The organism is Pseudomonas alkylphenolica (assembly GCF_000746525.1).
Taxonomy (GTDB): Bacteria; Pseudomonadota; Gammaproteobacteria; order Pseudomonadales; family Pseudomonadaceae; genus Aquipseudomonas; species Aquipseudomonas alkylphenolica.
Map to the genome: position 1 here is coordinate 5671127 of NZ_CP009048.1, position 18869 is coordinate 5689995.

The window sequence follows — 18869 nt, forward strand, 5'->3', positions numbered from 1 at the left end:
TTAATTGAACCAGAACTGGCATGGCACCCTGATTCGCCACATGCTGCTATTGATCAGCGCCTGCCTGCTGGTCGGCCTGATCAGCGGCTATTACGGCTGGAGCCTGGCCCTGGGCCTGGCGCTCTACCTGGGCTGGACCCTCAAGCAATTGCTGCGCCTGCATGAGTGGTTGCGCCTGCACAAACCCGACGAAGCACCGCCTGATGGCTATGGCCTGTGGGGCGAGGTGTTCGACAGCATCTATCACCTGCAACGCCGCGACCAGCGCGTGCGTGGCCGTCTGCAGGCGGTGATCGACCGCGTGCAGGAGTCCACCGCCGCGCTCAAGGACGCGGTGATCATGCTCGACAGCGACGGCAACCTGGAGTGGTGGAACCGCGCCGCCGAAACCCTGCTGGGCCTGAAAACCCCACAGGACAGCGGCCAACCAGTCACCAATCTGGTGCGCCACCCGCGCTTCAAGGAGTACTTCGAACAGGAGAACTACCTCGAACCGCTGGAGATCCCTTCGCCGATCAACGACCGCCTGCGCGTACAGCTGCATATCACCCGCTATGGCAACAACGAGCACCTGATGCTGGTACGCGACGTCACCCGTATCCACCAGCTCGAACAGATGCGCAAGGATTTCGTTGCCAACGTCTCGCATGAACTGCGCACGCCGCTGACGGTGATCGCCGGCTACCTGGAAACCCTGCTCGACAACGTCGAGGACGTGAATCCGCGCTGGGTCCGCGCCCTGCAGCAAATGCAGCAACAAGGCGGGCGCATGCAGACCCTGCTCAATGACCTGCTGTTGCTGGCCAAGCTGGAAGCCACCGATTACCCCTCGGACAACCAGCCGGTGGCGGTTGAAGCCTTGCTGCAATCGATCAAGGGCGATGCCCAGGCGCTGTCAGGCCAGCGTAACCAGCGCATCAGCCTGGAAACCACACCCGGTATTTTCCTCAAGGGCAGTGAGGCCGAGCTGCGCAGCGCGTTCTCCAATCTGATTTTCAACGCGGTCAAATACACCCAGGACGAAGGACAGATCCGCATTCGCTGGTGGGCCGACGAACAGGGCGCGCACCTCAGCGTTCAGGACTCGGGTATCGGCATTGACGCCAAACACCTGCCACGCCTGACCGAGCGTTTCTACCGGGTCGACTCCAGCCGCGCCTCCAATACCGGCGGCACCGGCCTTGGCCTGGCAATCGTCAAGCACGTACTGTTGCGTCATCGCGCACGCCTGGAAATCAGCAGCGTACCCGGCCACGGCAGCACCTTTACCTGCCATTTCGCTCCCGTGCAGATTGCCCAGCGCCAGGCCTCCTGAGGGCCTTCCCCTAGGCAACCGCGCCCTCACCCGCTACATTGGCGGACTTGTGCCAGCGAATGCTGGCACGGCATTTCTTTCTTTTTTCAGATGACGGACCCCGTAAAACCCCATCATGGACCCTTCCCCTGGTATCAGCTTCGCCTCACTTTTCGCCGATTTCGGCATGATTCTTTTTGCTCTGCTGCTGGTGCTGCTCAACGGCTTTTTCGTTGCCGCCGAGTTCGCCATGGTCAAATTGCGCTCGACCAAGGTCGAGTCGATTGCCGTGCAGCATGGCTGGCGCGGGCAAATCCTGCGCACCGTGCACAACCAGCTGGACGCCTACCTTTCGGCCTGCCAGCTGGGCATTACCCTCGCCTCGCTGGGCCTGGGCTGGGTCGGTGAACCGGCCTTTGCGCATCTGCTCGAACCGCTGCTGGCCGCTGTCGGCGTAGAGTCGCCGGAGGTGATCAAAGCGGTGTCGTTCTTCAGCGCCTTCTTCGTGATTTCCTACCTGCACATCGTGGTCGGTGAACTGGCGCCCAAGTCCTGGGCGATCCGCAAACCCGAACTGCTGTCGCTGTGGACTGCGGTACCGCTGTACCTGTTCTACTGGCTGATGTACCCGGCCATCTACCTGCTCAACGCCAGTGCCAACGCCATTTTGCGTATCGCCGGCCAGGGTGAACCCGGCCCGCATCATGAGCACCATTACAGCCGCGACGAACTGAAGCTGATCCTGCACTCCAGCCGTGGCCAGGACCCCAGCGACCAGGGCATGCGCGTACTGGCGTCGGCAGTGGAAATGGGTGAACTGGAGGTGGTCGACTGGGCCAACTCCCGTGAAGACATGGTCTGCCTCGACGCCCATGCGCCGCTCAAGGAAATCCTGGCGATGTTCCGCCGGCACAAATTCAGCCGTTACCCGGTGTTCGATGCCAAGCGTGGTGAGTTCATCGGCCTGCTGCATATCAAGGATCTGCTGCTGGAACTGGCCGATCTGGAGCACATCCCCGAATCCTTCAACCTTGCCGAATTGACCCGGCCGCTGGAGCGCGTGTCCCGCCACATGCCTCTGGCCCACCTGCTCGAAGAGTTCCGCAAAGGCGGCGCGCACTTCGCCCTGGTCGAGGAAGCCGATGGCAAGGTCATTGGCTACCTGACCATGGAAGACGTGCTGGAAGTGCTGGTCGGTGACATCCAGGACGAACACCGCAAGGCCGAGCGCGGCATCCTTGCCTACCAGCCAGGCAAGCTGCTGGTACGTGGCGACACGCCGCTGTTCAAGGTCGAGCGCCTGCTCGGCGTGGACCTGGACCATATCGAGGCGGAAACCCTCGCCGGTCTGGTCTACGAGACCCTCAAGCGGGTACCGGAAGAAGAGGAGCAGCTGGAAGTCGAAGGCCTGCGCATCATCATCAAGAAGATGAAAGGCCCGAAGATTGTTCTGGCCAAGGTGCTCAAGCTCGATTGAGCTGCAACACCGCATCGCGGGGCAAGCCCGCTCCCACAGGTCATTCCAGCCTGTGGGAGCGGGCTTGCCCCGCGATCAAGGATTGCCGGCGGTAAAGTCCGGCAACCCGCCGACAGGCTGGTTGAACTGGTAAGGAATCGACTCCAGCGCCAGCCCGACGTTGCGCTGCACGACAAAATGCAGGTGCGGGCCAGTGCTGTTGCCGGTGTTGCCGGATTTTGCCAGCGCGCTCCCGTACACCACCCGCTGTCCCTCGCGAACCACCACAGAACCACGCATCAGGTGCAGATAGACACCCATGGTGCCGTCGTCATGCAGAATCCGCACGAAATTGCCGGCCGGGTGCGTGCCGCGCCCGCTCTGGTTGTTCTCGGTCTTGATCACAGTGCCCGCCCGTGAAGCAATGATCGGCGTACCTTCAGGCATGGCGATATCCATGGCGTAGCGGCTTTTGGGGCCGAAATGGCTGTAACTGCCGTTGGCCCCCTGGGTCACGCGAAAAGGCCCGCCGCGCCATGGCAGCGGATATTTAAAGGCCTGCTGGCGCTGTGCCGGGTTGCCCAGGGCATAGGTGAACTTCTCCTGATAACTCACCGGCAGGTCCGCTTGCAGTGCGTTGACCACGGTCAGCAGCACTGCCGCACGCGCAGGCACCACACGCCGGACAAGCCGCGTACCTGCGCCCTTGGCGTTACCCAGACGCTCCAGGCGCAGCTCCACCTCCACCGGCGCATGGGTGTCGTTGCGGGCGCTGAAGCTCACGCCGCTGGCGAACTTGATAGCGTGCAGTTTCACCTGACCTTCCAGCTGCTCGACCATCTGGTCGCGAAAGACAAAGGCCTTTGCGCCAGGCAGTGGCCGGTCGGAATACGAGACCACACCGTTGGTATCGGTGCTTTTGTAGAAAGTCGAGGCCAGGGTCGGGCTGCAAGCCACGAGCAAGGCGCAGAACAGCAGCGAATGTGCCTGCATGGTTAGTGGCTTTTTGACAGTTGAAGTCTGTCGAAGACTAGCAGGGGATTTTGCCGGAGAGAGGATGGGAGTGTTTCAGGGGTGTGCCAGTGGACGAGCGGTGTATTCATCGCGGGGCAAGCCCGCTCCCACAGGGGATTCAACTCCCCCTGTGGGAGCGGGCTTGCCCCGCGATAGGTTTTATCAAGCTCCCGGCACGAAATGCTTCTGCGCCGTACCACGGGCAATCAGCCGCGACAGGTAGTCCAGCTTCTGGGCATCCTGATCGACGAACTTGAAGGTCAGTTGCAACCAGTCGCTGTCCGGCTTGGGCTCCAGCGCCGCCACCGCATGCAGGTAACCATTGAGGCGGGCGACTTCGGCGTTCTCACCCTGCTCCAGATCGAGCACAGCACCTTCGAGCACCTGTGGCAGGGTCTCGCCACGGCGGACCACCAGCAGCGCCTCCTTGAGGCTCAGGGCCTTGATCACGCACGGCTGCACACCGCTTGGCAGACGCAGTTGCCCTTGGCCACGCCCCGCAGGTGCGGCAGCGGCAGCAGTGGGCTTGGGCGCGTTGATCAGGGGCTTGGCCGCCGCCACCGGAGCAGCCGGTGCTGTCGGTTTTACCGTTTCGGCACGGCCACCGGTGAGGGCGCTCAGCGAGTCATTGGCAAAAGCTGAATTGGCACGCGTCGGGGCGCTGGCCAGCAAGGTATCGAGCTTGCCAACCTTGGTCAGGGCCTTCTTCACCTTGGTCAGCAATTGCTCATTGGTGAACGGCTTGCCGACGAAGTCAGAAACACCGGCCTGGATCGCCTGGACCACGTTTTCCTTGTCGCCGCGGCTGGTCACCATGATGAACGGCAACGTCTTCATCGACTCCTGCTGACGGCACCAGGTCAGCAGCTCCAACCCGGACATTTCCGGCATTTCCCAGTCGCACAGGACCAGGTCGAAAGCTTCACGCGCCAGCAATGTCTGGGCCTTGCGACCGTTGACCGCGTCTTCGATGACAATCCCCGGGAAATAGTTGCGCAGACACTTCTTCACCAGGTCGCGAATGAACGGCGCATCATCCACAACCAACACACTGACTTTACTCATCGCCACTCCTATTGAATCCCGACTAGCATAACGCTGACTAATGGCCATTTGCCAAACATTGGCTCACGCCGGGACTCGTGGTTTCGTTCGCGGCTGCCTTGAGGTGCTCGACCGCAAACGAAAACGCCCGGCCAGGGCCGGGCGTTCGTTCTCGGGGCAGTCTTACTTATCGTCAGTTTCAGCCGGAACATTAGCCTTTTCGCTGCCGCCCTCGACCTCTTCTTTCATGCGCTTGAGGCCCAGGTGACGCACATCGGTACCGCGCACCAGGTAGATCACCAGCTCGGAGATGTTGCGCGCGTGGTCGCCGATCCGCTCCAGTGAACGCAAGGCCCAGATCACGCTGAGTACCCGCGAGATCGAACGCGGATCTTCCATCATGTAGGTCACCAGCTCGCGCAGTGCGGTCTTGTACTCGCGGTCGATGGTCTTGTCATACTGGGCCACCGACAGTGCCAGGTCGGCATCGAAACGGGCAAAGGCATCCAGCGCATCGCGGACCATGTTGCGCACCTGGTCGCCGATGTGCCGGACTTCGACGTAGCCACGCGGCGACTCACCTTCTTCGCACAACTGAATGGCGCGGCGGGCGATCTTGGTCGATTCGTCACCGATGCGCTCCAGGTCGATCACCGACTTGGAAATGCTGATGATCAGACGCAGGTCGGAAGCGGCCGGCTGACGACGGGCGAGAATGCGCACGCATTCCTCGTCGATGTTGCGCTCCATCTGGTTGATCTGCTCGTCGACTTCGCGCACTTGCTGGGCCAGGCCCGAGTCGGCCTCGATCAGCGCGGTAACCGCGTCATTGACCTGTTTCTCGACCAGACCGCCCATCGCCAGGAGGTGACTGCGGACCTCCTCGAGTTCGGCGTTGAACTGCTGGGAGATGTGGTGGGTAAGGCTGTCTTTGTTGATCATGAGAAATCCTTGGAGCGTCCGGTAAGTGCTGTCAGGCGGCGTTCAGTCGTTGAATCCTAGCCATACCGACCGGTGATGTAGTCTTCGGTCTGCTTCTTCGCCGGATTGGTGAACAGCGTGTCAGTGTCACCGAACTCGATCAGCTTGCCCATGTACATGAAGGCGGTGTAATCGGAAACCCGCGCCGCCTGCTGCATGTTGTGGGTAACGATGACGATGGTGTACTTGGACTTCAGTTCGTAAATCAGCTCTTCGACCTTCAGCGTCGAGATCGGGTCCAGAGCCGAGCATGGTTCGTCGAGTAGCAGCACTTCTGGTTCCACGGCGATGGTGCGGGCAATCACCAGACGCTGCTGTTGACCACCGGACAGGCCCAGGGCCGACTCGTGCAGGCGGTCCTTGACCTCCTCCCACAGGGCCGCGCCCTTGAGTGCCCATTCCACGGCCTCATCGAGCACGCGCTTCTTGTTGATGCCCTGGATGCGCAGGCCGTAGACCACGTTTTCGTAGATGGTCTTGGGGAACGGGTTGGGTTTCTGGAACACCATGCCGACTCGGCGACGCAGTTCGGCCACGTCCTCGCCCTTGCGGTAGATGTTGTTGCCGTACAGGTTGATCGCACCCTCGACGCGGCAACCGTCAACCAGGTCGTTCATGCGGTTGAAGGTGCGCAGCAAGGTCGACTTACCGCAGCCGGACGGGCCGATGAAGGCGGTCACGCGCTGTTTCGGGATGTTCATGCTGACGTCGAACAGGGCTTGTTTCTCGCCGTAGTACAGGCTCAGGCCAGGCACTTCGATGGCCACGGTTTCATCAGCCAGTTGCAGGCTCTGCTTGGTACGACCCAGGGCCGACATATCGATGCCGTGGGCGTGGGATTCTTGCTGCATGGTCAGACTCCATACGCTATCAATTTCGTTTCATCGAACCGCCCGGCACAACACACGGGCGGCACTTGCAAAAAGGGTGTTTCGATCAGCTGTCCAGCGCCTTGTACTTCTCGCGCAGGTGGTTACGAATCCATACGGCCGACAGGTTGAGCGTGGCGATCACCAGCACCAGCAGCAATGCAGTGGCGTATACCAGTGGCCGCGCGGCCTCGACGTTCGGGCTCTGGAAGCCGACGTCATAAATATGGAAGCCCAGGTGCATGATCTTCTGGTCCAGGTGCAGGTACGGGTAGTTGCCGTCCACCGGCAGCGATGGCGCCAGCTTCACCACACCCACCAGCATCAGCGGTGCCACTTCACCCGCGGCGCGGGCAACGGCGAGGATCATCCCGGTCATCATCGCCGGGCTGGCCATCGGCAGGACGATCTTCCACAGGGTCTCGGCCTTGGTTGCACCGAGCGCCAGCGAACCTTCGCGAACCGTACGCGGGATACGCGCCAGGCCTTCTTCAGTGGCCACGATCACCACCGGTACCGCCAGCAGTGCCAGGGTCAGCGAGGCCCAGAGCAGACCCGGCGTACCCAGGGTTGGCGCTGGCAGTGCTTCAGGAAAGAACAGGCGGTCGAGCGAGCCACCCAGTACATAGACGAAGAAGCCCAGACCGAACACACCGTAGACGATGGCCGGAACACCGGCGAGGTTGTTCACGGCGATACGGATCAGGCGGGTCACCGGCCCCTGACGCGCATATTCACGCAGGTACACCGCCGCCAGCACGCCGAACGGGGTGACGATCACGGCCATGATCAGGGTCATCATCACGGTACCGAAGATTGCAGGAAAGATCCCGCCTTCGGTGTTGGCTTCACGCGGGTCGTCGCTAAGAAACTCCCAGACCTTGGCGAAATACACGCCCATCTTGGTGAAGAAGCCCATGCCGTTCGGCTGGTAAGCGTGAACCACCTTGCTCAGGTTGATCTCGACTTCACGACCGTTGCCATCCTTTGCAACCAGGCTGTCGCGACCAAAATCCTGATGCAGGTTGCTCAGACGCTCTTCGATGGCCTTGTAGCGGTTGTTCAGCTCGGCGCGTTCGGCGTCCATGTCAGCCTGGGCGGCGGCATCCAGTTTGCCGTCGAGTTCCAGCTTGCGAGCGTGCAGACGCAGACGCTCAAGGCCGTAGTTGATGGCACCGATGTCCTTCTTCTCAAGCTTCTGCAGCTCGCCAGCCAGCTTGTCGGCACGCTTGAGGCGCGCTTGCAGCTCGGACCAGGCCGCCTGGCCTTCGGCGACGACCTTGCCGTTTTCCTTGACGCTGACCAGGTAGCCGTAGAAGTTGCCCCACTCACGACGTTCCAGGGCAATCAGCTCGACCGGCGTCTGCAGGTCGGTCAGCCAATCGCCGACCACCCAGGTGAAGTCGCTGCCGTTGAGGTCACGGTTGCCGACCTTGATCAGCTCACGGGTCATAAACTCCGGGCCGTTCTCCGGGACCGGCAGGCCGGCCCCTTTCAGACGTGCCAGCGGCACTTCTTCTTTCTGCACCACTTCGCCGATAACGACGTGGTCGGCCTGGCCAGGCACCTTGTAGGTGGCCTGGACCAGGTCGGCTGGCCAGAAGTGGCCGAGGCCGCGCACAGCGATCACAGAGAGCAGACCGATGGTCATGATCACCGCGATGGCGACGGCGCCACCGCTGATCCAGACGCCGGGGGCGCCGCTCTTGAACCAGCTTTTGAGGGAATCCTTTTTCACGGATCTCTACCTTTCTATCAAAGCGACGAGTATTTCTTGCGCAGACGCTGGCGAATCAGCTCGGCCAAGGTGTTCATCACGAAGGTGAACATCAACAGCACCAGCGCGGCGAGGAACAGCACGCGGTAATGGCTGCCACCGACTTCCGATTCCGGCATCTCCACCGCAACGTTGGCGGCCAGGGTGCGCATACCTTCGAACAGGTTCATTTCCATGACAGGGGTGTTGCCGGTGGCCATCAGCACAATCATGGTTTCACCCACCGCACGGCCCATACCGATCATCAGCGCCGAGAAAATACCCGGGCTGGCGGTCAGGATGACCACGCGGGTCAGGGTCTGCCATGGCGTTGCACCGAGTGCCAGGGAGCCCAGGGTCAGGCTGCGCGGCACGCTGAACACGGCGTCTTCGGCAATCGAATAGATGTTCGGAATCACCGCGAAGCCCATGGCGATACCGACGACCAGGGCGTTGCGCTGATCGTAGGTGATGCCCAGGTCATTGGTGATCCACAGGCGCATGTCACCACCGAAGAACCAGGTCTCCAGAAGTGGGCTCATGTACAAGGCGAACCAGCCGGTCAGCAGGATGACCGGGATCAGGATCGCCGATTCCCAGCCATCCGGAACCCGCAGGCGAATCGACTCAGGCAGGCGGCTCCAGGCGAAGCCGGCGACCAGGATGCCGATCGGCATCAGCAGGAACAGGCTGAATACACCCGGCAGGTGGCCTTCCAGGTACGGCGCCAGGAACAGGCCGGCGAAGAAACCGAGGATTACTGTCGGCATCGCCTCCATCAGCTCGATCACCGGCTTGACCTTGCGGCGCATGCCCGGGGCCATGAAGTAAGCGGTGTAGATGGCTGCGGCAATGGCCAGCGGAGCCGCCAGAATCATCGCGTAGAACGCAGCTTTCAGGGTACCGAAGGTCAGCGGCGAGAGGCTCAGCTTGGGTTCGAAGTCGGTGTTCGAGGCGGTGGACTGCCAGACGTACTTCGGCTCGTCATAGTTCTCGTACCAGACCTTGCTCCACAACGCGCTCCAGGACACTTCCGGGTGCGGGTTCTTCAGCGTTAGTGGCAGCAGCTTGCCGCCCTCTTCGACGATGATGCGGTTGGCCCGCGGCGACAGTGCCAGAATGCCTGCGCCTTCGGCTACCGGCTCGACCAGCAGGGTACGGTGCGCAGTACTGTGGAACACGCCAAGCTTGCCGGCAGCATCCAGGGCAACGAAGCCCTTGCGGCGCTCTTCGGCATCGATCTGCACGATCGGCGCTGTGCCCATCTGGAACTCGCGAATGCGCTTGAAGCGCTGCTCGCCGTCCGGATCGCGGGCCATGAACCACTGGGCCAGGCCGCCTTTGGAGTCGCCAATGATCAGCGAGATACCGCCGACCAGCTGGGTGCTGGCGGTGACTTCGGCATTGCCGTCGTCGAGCAGTTTGTAACGGCCATTGAGGCTCTTTTCACGCAGGCTGAAGACATCCGCCTGAGCCCGACCGTTGATCACATACAGCCACTGCTGACGCGGATCGATGAAGATCGCTTTGACCGGTTCAGTCATCTGCGGCAGGTCAATGCGGTTCTGCTCGCTGGTGACCTCACCGGTCATCATGTTTTCTTCGCGGCTCAGCGATACCACCTGCAGGTGCGCGCCAGTGGAACCGGCAACCACCAGGGTCTCGCCATTCACATTGAGGCTGACATGCTCCAGCGCGCGGCCCTGCTCATCGAGCACGAACGGCTCCTGGCCATAAGGGAAGTCGATGGCTGGGGTGATGGTTTTCTTGTTGTCCGGGTAGGTGATCTTGTAGCTGTGGCTGAACGCCAGCGCCTGACCGTTGGACAAGCCCAGCACCACCAGCGGGTTACCCGGCTGATCGGCGCCAATAGAGGTCACCTGGGTACCTGCCGGTACTGGCAGGTCAACGCGTTTGAGCTCGGCACCGCTCTTGGTGTCGAAGAACAGTGCTTGACCCTTGTCGGAAACCCGCATCCCCACCAGGTTCTGCTCTTCCAGGGCAATCATCAGCGGTTTACCGGCATCCTGACTCAGCCAGGTCGGCTCCAGCGCTTTCTTGCTGGTCAGCGTGGCGCCCTGGAACAGCGGCACGACCACATAGGCCAGGTAGAAGAAGATCAAGGTGATCGCTGCCAGCACGGCAAGCCCGCCCACCAGTACATACCAGCGGGTCAGGCGATCCTTGAGCGCACGCATGCGGCGCTTGCGTTGCAGTTCGGGCGTATTGAAGTCAATCCGCACGGGGGGAGAATTTTGGGTCATTGTGGAGTTGGCCAGATCATTCATGCGCACACCCTAGCGGTCCCGTATGACAAAAACATGACAATGCAGTGACGCAAAAAAGCCCGCCGCTCAGTGGTCCTGGCAGCGGACTCGCAATTAGTGGCGAAACCGGGTCATTGACCGGGCTCCGCCGAACCTTCAGTTACTTCTTTGCAACGTTGCCGTTGTGGTTCAGACCCAGGTCTGCCAGGGCTTTTTCAGCCACTTTGGCAGGCAGCGGGATGTAACCGTCCTTCACGACAACCTGCTGGCCTGCTTGCGACAGAACCAGTTTGACGAACTCGGCTTCCAGCGGGGCCAGAGGCTTGTTCGGCGCCTTGTTGACGTAGACGTAGAGGAAACGCGACAGCGGGTAGGTGCCGTTCAGGGCGTTGGCTTCGTTGTCTTCAACGAATGCGCCACCTTCCTTCTTGGCCAGAGGTACGGTCTTGACGCTGGCGGTCTTGTAGCCGATGCCCGAGTAACCGATGCCGTTCAGCGAGCTGCTGATCGACTGCACGACCGAAGCCGAGCCAGGTTGTTCGTTGACGTTAGGCTTGAAGTCACCTTTGCACAGGGCTTCTTCCTTGAAGTAGCCGTAGGTGCCGGATACCGAGTTACGACCGAACAGTTGCACCGGCTTGTTGGCCAGGTCGCCGGTCACACCCAGATCACCCCAGGTTTTCACATCGGCTTTGGCGCCGCACAGACGGGTCGAGGAGAAGATCGCATCGACCTGGGCCATGGTCAGGCCTTTGATCGGGTTGTCCTTGTGCACGAATACGGCCAGGGCGTCGACGGCAACCGGGATGGCGGTTGGCTTGTAGCCGTACTTCTGTTCGAACGCCTGCAGCTCGACGTCCTTCATCTTGCGGCTCATCGGGCCGAGGTTGGCGGTGCCTTCGGTCAGCGCCGGTGGCGCGGTGGAGGAACCGGCAGCCTGAATCTGGATGTTTACGTTCGGGTATTCCTTCTTGTAGGCCTCAGCCCACAGAGTCATAAGGTTCGCCAGGGTATCGGAACCGACGCTGGAGAGGTTGCCCGACACACCGGTGGTCTTGGTGTAGGTCGGAATAGCAGGGTCAACAGCGGCCACCGCATTGGCGGTGGCAACGCCAGCGGCGACGAAAGTCAGGGCCGCCATCAAACGCTTCAGTTTCATGCCTTGCTCCTAGCAGAATTTGGGTTGAGATGGATCGGGCCCAAGTATCTGCAGGCCGCATGACTACTCTATGAACCGAATGTGACAATTAGATGAAAGGCCATCACCGAAATCCGGGGATGGCCTTTTCAAAATGTTGCGAGGGTTGGCTTAGAGCGGTTTCAGCGTTTTTTCGCCAGCAGATAGATACCCACCAGCAGACCAATGGTGCAGATGCCAGCGACGTAGTAGGCCGGTGCCATCGGGCTGAACTTGAGCAGTGCGGTGACCACCATCGGCGTCAGACCACCGAAGATTGCGTAGGCCAGGTTGTAGGAAAAGGACAAACCGCTGAAACGCACCACCGGCGGGAACGCCTTGACCATGACATACGGCACCGCACCGACAATACCCACGCACAGGCCAGTCAGGGCATACAGCGGGAACATCCATTCAGGGTGGGTTGGCAGGCTGTGGTAGAAGGTCCAGGACGACGCCAGCAACAACAGGCTGCCGACGATGAACACCCGACCTGCTCCAAGGCGATCAGCCAGCGCGCCCGTGGCGATGCAACCAAAGCTGAGCAGGACGATGGCCAGGCTGTTGGCCTTCAGCGAATCGGTCGGGCTGACCTGATACAGGCTCTGCAGCAGGGCCGGAGTCATCAGGATCACCACCACGATGCCGGCCGACAGCAGCCAGGTCAGCAACATCGAGATGACGATGGCGCCACGGTGGTCACGCAACACCGCGCGCAGGGGGACTTCTTCAGCCAGCGCCTTGCGCGCCTGCATCTCGGCAAACACCGGGGTTTCGTGCAGCCAGCGGCGCAAGTACACAGCGAAGAAGCCGAACACCCCACCCAGCAGGAAAGGAATACGCCAGGCGTAGTCGGCAACTTCCTGCGGGCTGTAGATGCTGTTGATCAAGGTTGCCACCAGCGAGCCGAGCAAGATCCCGGAGGTCAGCCCGGCCGTCAGGGTGCCACAGGCGTAGCCGGTGTTGCGTGCCGGCACATGCTCGGAAACAAACACCCAGGCGCCCGGCACCTCTCCGCCAATCGCCGCGCCCTGGATCACCCGCATCAGCAACAGCAGGATCGGTGCCCACATGCCGATCTGGGCGTAGGTCGGCAGCAGGCCCATGATCAGGGTCGGCACGGCCATCATGAAGATGCTCAGGGTGAACATCTTCTTGCGTCCCAGCAGGTCGCCAAAGTGGGCCATGACGATCCCGCCCAGCGGCCGCGCCAGGTAGCCGGCGGCGAAAATACCAAACGTTTGCATCAACCGTAGCCATTCCGGCATGTCGGCGGGAAAGAACAGCTTGCCGACCACGGTGGCGAAGAACACGAAAATGATGAAATCGTAGAACTCCAGCGCACCGCCCAGGGCGGAAAGCGACAGAGTTTTGTAGTCACTGCGGGTGAGCGGCCGCGAAGGCTGCGCGATACTGCCGGGCACGGAGGTCATAGGTATCTCTTATTGGTATTGCTTTATTGATACTGCAGGCCGCCTGTGACGCGGGTTACGGCCTGGGAAGCCCCAAACCATAGCAAATTGCCGAAAAAAGCACATAGCAGTACATATTCAATACAACTATTCATGACTGCATGGTCGTCGCTGCGCTTTTCGCTCTATATACTGGCCGCCTGTAGGAAAGGTTGCGTCTTCTGAAGGATGTTGTGCGAAAACGCCGCTAGATATGCTTAGTCGGTTTCGCAGAGTTTCCCTTCGCCGCCTGGCAAAGCGAAAGCAGCGTAGAATAGTTGTGCTGAATCGTTTTTCGAGGCGTCTGTCATAGCGCCAACCAACGAAGCGTCACGGGTCAGAGGCACCCCCGGCATGATTGAACTCGAACAAGAAGATCCTATCCCGCAAGGCGACCTGGCCTTGCAGATCACTGCATTACCGCGTGAAACCAACGGTTTCGGCGACATTTTCGGCGGCTGGCTAGTCGCGCAGATGGACCTGGCCGGCACCGCCATGGCCAGTCGTGTCGCCGGTGGCCGGGTGGCAACCGTGGCCATCGACCGTATGGCCTTCCTGGTCCCTGTGGCCGTTGGCGCGCAGTTGTCCTTTTATACCCAGACCCTGGAAATCGGCCGCAGCTCGATCCAGATGATGGTCGAGGTGTGGAGCGACGATCCGCTGTCCAGCGAATGGCGCAAGGTCACCGAGGCTGTGTTCGTGTTCGTTGCCATTGATGGCAGCGGCCGCACCCGTTCGGTTCCTCCTCGTCGCTGACACGCCTGCGCGGTAAACTCGAAGGTATGCAAGCGGTCGAAAACCGTACGGCAAACCAACGAGATCAAGCGCATGTCCACACCCAAGGTCGAATCCGAACAGCACGGCGAGCTCAATTGCTGGCGCATCACCAGCGACTCTGCCGAACTGCTGGTAGCCCAGCAGGGCGCGCAGGTCCTGAGTTATCAGCGGATCGGCGAGCCGCCTTTGCTGTGGCTCAGCGAGCAGGCCATCTTCAAGCAGGGCAAATCCGTGCGCGCCGGGGTCCCGGTGTGCTGGCCCTGGTTTGGCAACCTCAAGCGCAATCCCGCAGCTGTGCAGGCCATGTACCGCGGTGAAGACGCACCGGCCCATGGCCTGGTGCGTGGTCGCGACTGGCAACTGCTGGGCATCGAAGGCAGCGGCGACAGTGTCCGGGTTGAATTCACCTTGCCCGAAACCCAGAGCGAACTCCCCGACTGGCCGCATAATGTCGAGCTCAAGCTGAGCATCGTCATGGGCAAACAGCTGACTATCACGCTCTCCAGCTACAACCTCGACAACGTCCCGGTCACCATCAGCCAGGCACTGCACAGCTACTTTGCAGTCAGCGATGTGCGTGAGGTGGTGGTAGAAGGCGTTGATGGCCTGAGCTACATCGAAACCCTGGCTGACTGGGAACAACGCACGCAACAAGGCGATCTTGGTTTTGCCGGTGAGACTGATCGCATCTACCTGCAGACGCCTGAGCAGTTGAGCATTGTCGACCCGAACTGGAACCGGCGCATTTGCCTGAACAGCAGCGGTTCACGCTCGGCGGTGATCTGGAACCCGTGGATCGCGCGCGCGGCCGAACTGCCGGACATGGCCGATGATGGCTGGCAGCGCATGCTGTGTATCGAGACTGCGAACGTCTGGGACGATGTGGTGACGCTGGCACCTGGGGCAACGCATTCGCTGAGCCTGACTATCGGCAGCGAACCGCTCTAGGCCGCTATCGCGGGGCAAGCCCGCTCCCACAGGGAGAACTGCACCATTCAACCTTAGGGATCAGTTCAGAGGCCAGTGGGAGCGGGCTTGCCCCGCGATCATTCAAAGATCGGCGTCTTCCACTACCCGCACCTTGGCCGCATCCATGGCATAGGCGGCGTCGGCCAGATCATTGCTGACTTTCTCGATCTTCAACGTGCCGTTGACCCACAACGGCGTATAGATATCGTCGAGCTTCAAACCTTTGGGATAACGCACCAGCACCAACTGATTGGGTGGCGGTGGCGGTACGTGGATGCAGGCACCCGGATAGGGCACGAGGAAAAACAGCGTGCTGTTGCCCTTGGCATCGGTTTCCAGCGGCACCGGATAGCCACCCAAACGGATCTGCTTGCCGTTCATGGCAGCGACGGTTTTGTTCGAATACATCACCGCCGGCAAGCCTTTGGCCTGCTTCATGCCACCCTTCTCGGTGAAGGTACCCGTGGCTTCCGGGGTGTTGTGGTCGATCTCGGGCATCAGCTCAAGGGCTTTCTGGTCCGACTTGGGCATCAGCTCCAGCCAGTCTGTTTCCGCCAGTTCAGCGCGGGCCAGGCTGCTGATGAGCAACAGTGAAAGCAGTAATACACGGCGCATGAGAATGCTCGGCAACGGAAATTGCCGAGCATTCTAGCCTGCTGTCAGTTCTTTTTGACCATACCGTAGATCACCAGAAGGACGACCGCGCCCACCAGCGCACCGAGAAAACCTGTGCCCTCGCCGGCCCGGTAGATGCCCAGCGCCTGGCCGCCGTAGGTCGCTGCGAGCGAACCGGCAATGCCGAGGAGAATGGTCATGATCCAGCCCATGCTGTCGTCGCCGGGCTTGATGAAGCGTGCCAGCAGGCCGACGATCAGGCCGATGAAGATGGTTCCGATGATACCCATGGCAATCCCTCTGAGTGAAATGGCGCATGCCAAAGCCTAGTCAGCGCTTTGGCATCCCGCCATCAGAGGGATCGCGAAGAAGGAAGGTTCCCTTCAGCCCTGGATCAGGGCTTCGACCTGCTGGATCTTCTGTTCCAGGGTGGCCATGTCGTCACAACGCAGGGTGGCATGACCAACCTTGCGCCCGACCTTGAAGGCCTTGCCGTAGTGATGCAGGTGGCATTCGTCGATGGCAACCACCTTGTCGACCGCCGGCACTTCGCCGATGAAGTTGAGCATGGCGCTTTCGCCGACCTTGGCGGTCGAACCCAGCGGCAGGCCGGCCACGGCGCGCAGGTGGTTTTCGAACTGGCTGCACTCGGCGCCTTCGATGGTCCAATGCCCGGAGTTGTGCACCCGTGGGGCGATCTCGTTGGCCTTCAGGCCACCGTCGACTTCAAAGAACTCGAAGGCCAGCACGCCGACATAGTCGAGCTGCTTGAGCACGCGACCGGCGTAGTCCTCGGCCAGGTTCTGCAGCATGTGGTCTTCACTGGCGACCGACAGGCGCAGGATGCCGTTCTCGTGGGTGTTGTGCACCAACGGGTAGAAACGGGTTTCGCCATCACGGGCACGCACGGCGATCAACGAGACTTCACCGGTGAACGGCACGAAGCCTTCCAGCAGGCATGGCACGCTGCCGAGTTCGGCGAAGGTGCCTACAACATCCTCGGCAGTTCGCAGCACTTTCTGGCCTTTACCGTCATAACCCAGGGTGCGGGTCTTGAGCACAGCCGGCAGGCCGATGCTGGCCACCGCAGCATCCAGGTCGGCTTGCGACTGGATGTCGGCGAACGACGGGGTCGGAATGCCCAGGTCCTTGAACATGCTCTTTTCGAACCAGCGATCGCGGGCGATGCGCAGCGATTCGGCACTCGGGTAGACCGGAACGAACTGCGACAGGAAGGCCACGGTTTCAGCCGGGACGCTTTCGAACTCGAAGGTGACCAGATCGACTTCGTCGGCCAACTGGCGCAGGTGATCCTGGTCGCCGTAATCGGCACGCAGGTGCTCGCCCAGTGGCGCGGCGCAAGCGTCCGGAGCCGGGTCGAGGAAGGCGAAGTTCATGCCCAGCGGCGTTCCTGCCAGGGCCAACATGCGACCCAACTGGCCGCCACCGATTACACCGATTTTCATGCTTTTGACCTCAGGCCTGGCGCGGATCTGGATTGTCCAGAACGTTGTCTGTCTGCTCAGCGCGGAACTGCTTCAGCACCGTGTGGAACTGCGGGTGCTTGGCCCCGAGGATGCTCGCCGAGAGCAGCGCGGCGTTGATCGCACCGGCCTTGCCGATGGCCAGGGTGGCAACCGGAATACCGGCTGGCATCTGTACGATCGACAGCAGCGAATCGACACCGGAGAGCATCGACGACTGCACCGGTACGCCCAGAACAGGCAGGTGGGTCTTGGCCGCACACATGCCTGGCAAGTGGGCAGCGCCACCGGCTCCGGCGATGATCACCTCAATGCCACGGCCTTCAGCCTCTTCGGCATACTGGAACAGCAAGTCCGGGGTGCGGTGGGCGGAAACCACCTTGACCTCGTAGGGAATGCCGAGTTTTTCCAGCATATCGGCGGTGTGGCTAAGGGTGGACCAATCGGACTTGGAGCCCATGATCACGCCAACCAGTGCACTCATCGTCGAGCCTCTTCTCTTGGGCGCCCGCAGGCGCGTCAAAAAACAACAAGCCACGCGGGACAACCGGCGTGGCTTGTTATACGAATTAGGGTCGGGGGAAGCCGACCGAAGGCCGCGCAGTATACCGCAAAGCAGTGCGTTTAATGCACCCTGACGACCAACTGTCGGCCTTATTTTTCGGGGCTTTGGCTGACTTTTGAGTCAAGCTGTCGCCGGCCCGCCCTCCAGCTTGCGCCAGAGCAAGCGTACGTTGGCTTTGCGCACCAGCGCACAGCGGTACAGACGAATTTCCAGCGGCACGTGCCACTGGCTGCCGCCACAGATCACCAGCTCACCCCGCTCAAGCTCGGCGCGCGCCGACAGCCGCGGCACCCAGGCGATGCCCAGGCCTTCCAGCGCCATGCTCTTGAGGCTGTCGGCCATGGCCGTCTCGTACACCGTGGTAAAACGCAGATTGCGCTGGCGCAGCAGCAGATTGACCGAGCGGCCGAGAAACGCCCCGGCGCTATAGGCCAGCAACGGCACACTGCCGTCACCTTCGAGATCGAACAACGGCTTGCCTTCAGCGTCGGCGGCGCACACCGGGAGCATTTCGGTGTTGCCCATATGCAGCGACGGGAAGATTTCCGCGTCCATCTGCAGCGCGGCATCCGGGTCGTAGAACGCCAGCATCAAGTCGCAACCGCCTTCACGCAGGGCGTGCACCGCGTCGCCAACGTTGGTGGCCACCAGCCGCGTGGCGATGTTCAGGCCATCGTTGCGCAACTGGGCGATCCAGCGCGGGAAGAACCCCAGCGCCAGGGAGTGAGCGGCCGACACCTGAATCACCTCGCCCTGCCCGCCTTCCAGATGATGCAGATGGCGCAACACTTCGCCCAACTGATCGACCACGGTGCGCGCCGTCACCAGGAACAATTGGCCGGCCGCCGTCAGTTCGATCGGCGTGCGCGAGCGGTTGACCAGGGTCAGCCCCAGCGCGGCCTCAAGGCTGCGAATACGGCGGCTGAAGGCCGGCTGGGTCACAAAGCGGCGCTCGGCCGCCTGGGAAAAGCTACGGGTCGCCGCCAGGGCACTGAAGTCTTCCAGCCATTTGCTTTCGAGGTTCATCTGTCTCTCCAGGCATGCACCAAAATGGCACACGCTCGAATGTCGGTTGGCGTCACATCAACCATTATGCCGTTTGTGCATAGGTTAGCGTGCAACAGCATTGGCCGCAAAATCGGCGCAGGCC

Annotated in this window: 17 protein-coding genes; 4 read left to right on the top strand and 13 right to left on the bottom strand. The window is 61.2% G+C overall.

What is annotated here, in order from left to right; translation table 11 throughout:
* The first annotated feature begins 40 nt into the window (after positions 1-40).
* Positions 41-1315, top strand: coding sequence for a phosphate regulon sensor histidine kinase PhoR (phoR, locus tag PSAKL28_RS25975; RefSeq protein WP_257011918.1), 1275 nt, complete (start codon positions 41-43; stop codon positions 1313-1315).
* A 115-nt stretch (positions 1316-1430) separates the two neighbouring features.
* The gene (locus PSAKL28_RS25980; RefSeq protein ID WP_038615969.1) at positions 1431-2771 is read left to right on the top strand and encodes a hemolysin family protein; all 1341 of its coding nucleotides are present in this window, start codon (positions 1431-1433) and stop codon (positions 2769-2771) included.
* Between the two features lie 75 nt (positions 2772-2846).
* Here the strand turns inward: PSAKL28_RS25980 and PSAKL28_RS25985 are convergent, their stop codons facing one another.
* From PSAKL28_RS25985 to PSAKL28_RS26020, 8 genes are all read right to left on the bottom strand, one after another.
* On the bottom strand, positions 2847-3743 hold the full coding sequence (locus PSAKL28_RS25985) for a peptidoglycan DD-metalloendopeptidase family protein (protein WP_038615972.1): 897 nt from the start codon (positions 3741-3743) through the stop codon (positions 2847-2849).
* Positions 3744-3926: 183 nt separating this feature from the next.
* Positions 3927-4829, bottom strand: a complete 903-nt coding sequence (locus PSAKL28_RS25990) for a response regulator (protein WP_038615974.1) — start codon at positions 4827-4829, stop codon at positions 3927-3929.
* A 162-nt stretch (positions 4830-4991) separates the two neighbouring features.
* On the bottom strand, positions 4992-5750 hold the full coding sequence (gene phoU / locus PSAKL28_RS25995) for a phosphate signaling complex protein PhoU (RefSeq protein ID WP_038615977.1): 759 nt from the start codon (positions 5748-5750) through the stop codon (positions 4992-4994).
* A gap of 56 nt (positions 5751-5806) precedes the next feature.
* Entirely contained in the window at positions 5807-6640 is an 834-nt protein-coding gene (gene pstB / locus PSAKL28_RS26000; protein ID WP_038615978.1) for a phosphate ABC transporter ATP-binding protein PstB, read from the bottom strand.
* Positions 6641-6725: 85 nt separating this feature from the next.
* A complete protein-coding gene (pstA, locus tag PSAKL28_RS26005; protein WP_038615980.1) occupies positions 6726-8396 on the bottom strand; it encodes a phosphate ABC transporter permease PstA in 1671 nt (556 codons plus the stop codon).
* A gap of 17 nt (positions 8397-8413) precedes the next feature.
* Positions 8414-10702: an ABC transporter permease subunit gene (locus PSAKL28_RS26010; RefSeq protein ID WP_038615981.1), complete on the bottom strand. Its 2289-nt coding sequence runs from the start codon at positions 10700-10702 to the stop codon at positions 8414-8416.
* Between the two features lie 139 nt (positions 10703-10841).
* Positions 10842-11840 carry a phosphate ABC transporter substrate-binding protein PstS gene (locus tag PSAKL28_RS26015; protein WP_038615983.1) on the bottom strand — a complete coding sequence of 333 codons (999 nt, stop codon included), beginning with the start codon at positions 11838-11840 and terminating at the stop codon, positions 10842-10844.
* A 161-nt stretch (positions 11841-12001) separates the two neighbouring features.
* Positions 12002-13291 carry an MFS transporter gene (locus PSAKL28_RS26020; protein WP_038615985.1) on the bottom strand — a complete coding sequence of 430 codons (1290 nt, stop codon included), beginning with the start codon at positions 13289-13291 and terminating at the stop codon, positions 12002-12004.
* 372 nt (positions 13292-13663) lie between these two features.
* Between PSAKL28_RS26020 and PSAKL28_RS26025 the strand changes: the two genes are divergently transcribed.
* Positions 13664-14065: an acyl-CoA thioesterase gene (locus PSAKL28_RS26025; protein WP_009402429.1), complete on the top strand. Its 402-nt coding sequence runs from the start codon at positions 13664-13666 to the stop codon at positions 14063-14065.
* A gap of 72 nt (positions 14066-14137) precedes the next feature.
* Complete coding sequence (locus PSAKL28_RS26030) at positions 14138-15034, top strand: D-hexose-6-phosphate mutarotase (protein ID WP_038615988.1); 897 nt, start codon at positions 14138-14140, stop codon at positions 15032-15034.
* A gap of 102 nt (positions 15035-15136) precedes the next feature.
* Here the strand turns inward: PSAKL28_RS26030 and PSAKL28_RS26035 are convergent, their stop codons facing one another.
* The 5 genes from PSAKL28_RS26035 to PSAKL28_RS26055 all read right to left on the bottom strand — a co-directional run bounded on the left by PSAKL28_RS26035 (position 15137) and on the right by PSAKL28_RS26055 (position 18745).
* Complete coding sequence (locus PSAKL28_RS26035) at positions 15137-15670, bottom strand: DUF3299 domain-containing protein (RefSeq protein ID WP_038615991.1); 534 nt, start codon at positions 15668-15670, stop codon at positions 15137-15139.
* A 44-nt stretch (positions 15671-15714) separates the two neighbouring features.
* The gene (locus PSAKL28_RS26040; protein WP_038615993.1) at positions 15715-15960 is read right to left on the bottom strand and encodes a GlsB/YeaQ/YmgE family stress response membrane protein; all 246 of its coding nucleotides are present in this window, start codon (positions 15958-15960) and stop codon (positions 15715-15717) included.
* A gap of 93 nt (positions 15961-16053) precedes the next feature.
* Positions 16054-17136 (bottom strand): 5-(carboxyamino)imidazole ribonucleotide synthase, encoded by a 1083-nt coding sequence (locus PSAKL28_RS26045; RefSeq protein ID WP_038615994.1) that lies wholly within the window; start codon positions 17134-17136, stop codon positions 16054-16056.
* 10 nt (positions 17137-17146) lie between these two features.
* Positions 17147-17638, bottom strand: a complete 492-nt coding sequence (gene purE / locus PSAKL28_RS26050; protein WP_038615995.1) for a 5-(carboxyamino)imidazole ribonucleotide mutase — start codon at positions 17636-17638, stop codon at positions 17147-17149.
* 201 nt (positions 17639-17839) lie between these two features.
* Positions 17840-18745, bottom strand: coding sequence for a LysR substrate-binding domain-containing protein (locus PSAKL28_RS26055; RefSeq protein ID WP_038615997.1), 906 nt, complete (start codon positions 18743-18745; stop codon positions 17840-17842).
* Between the last annotated feature and the right edge of the window lie 124 nt (positions 18746-18869).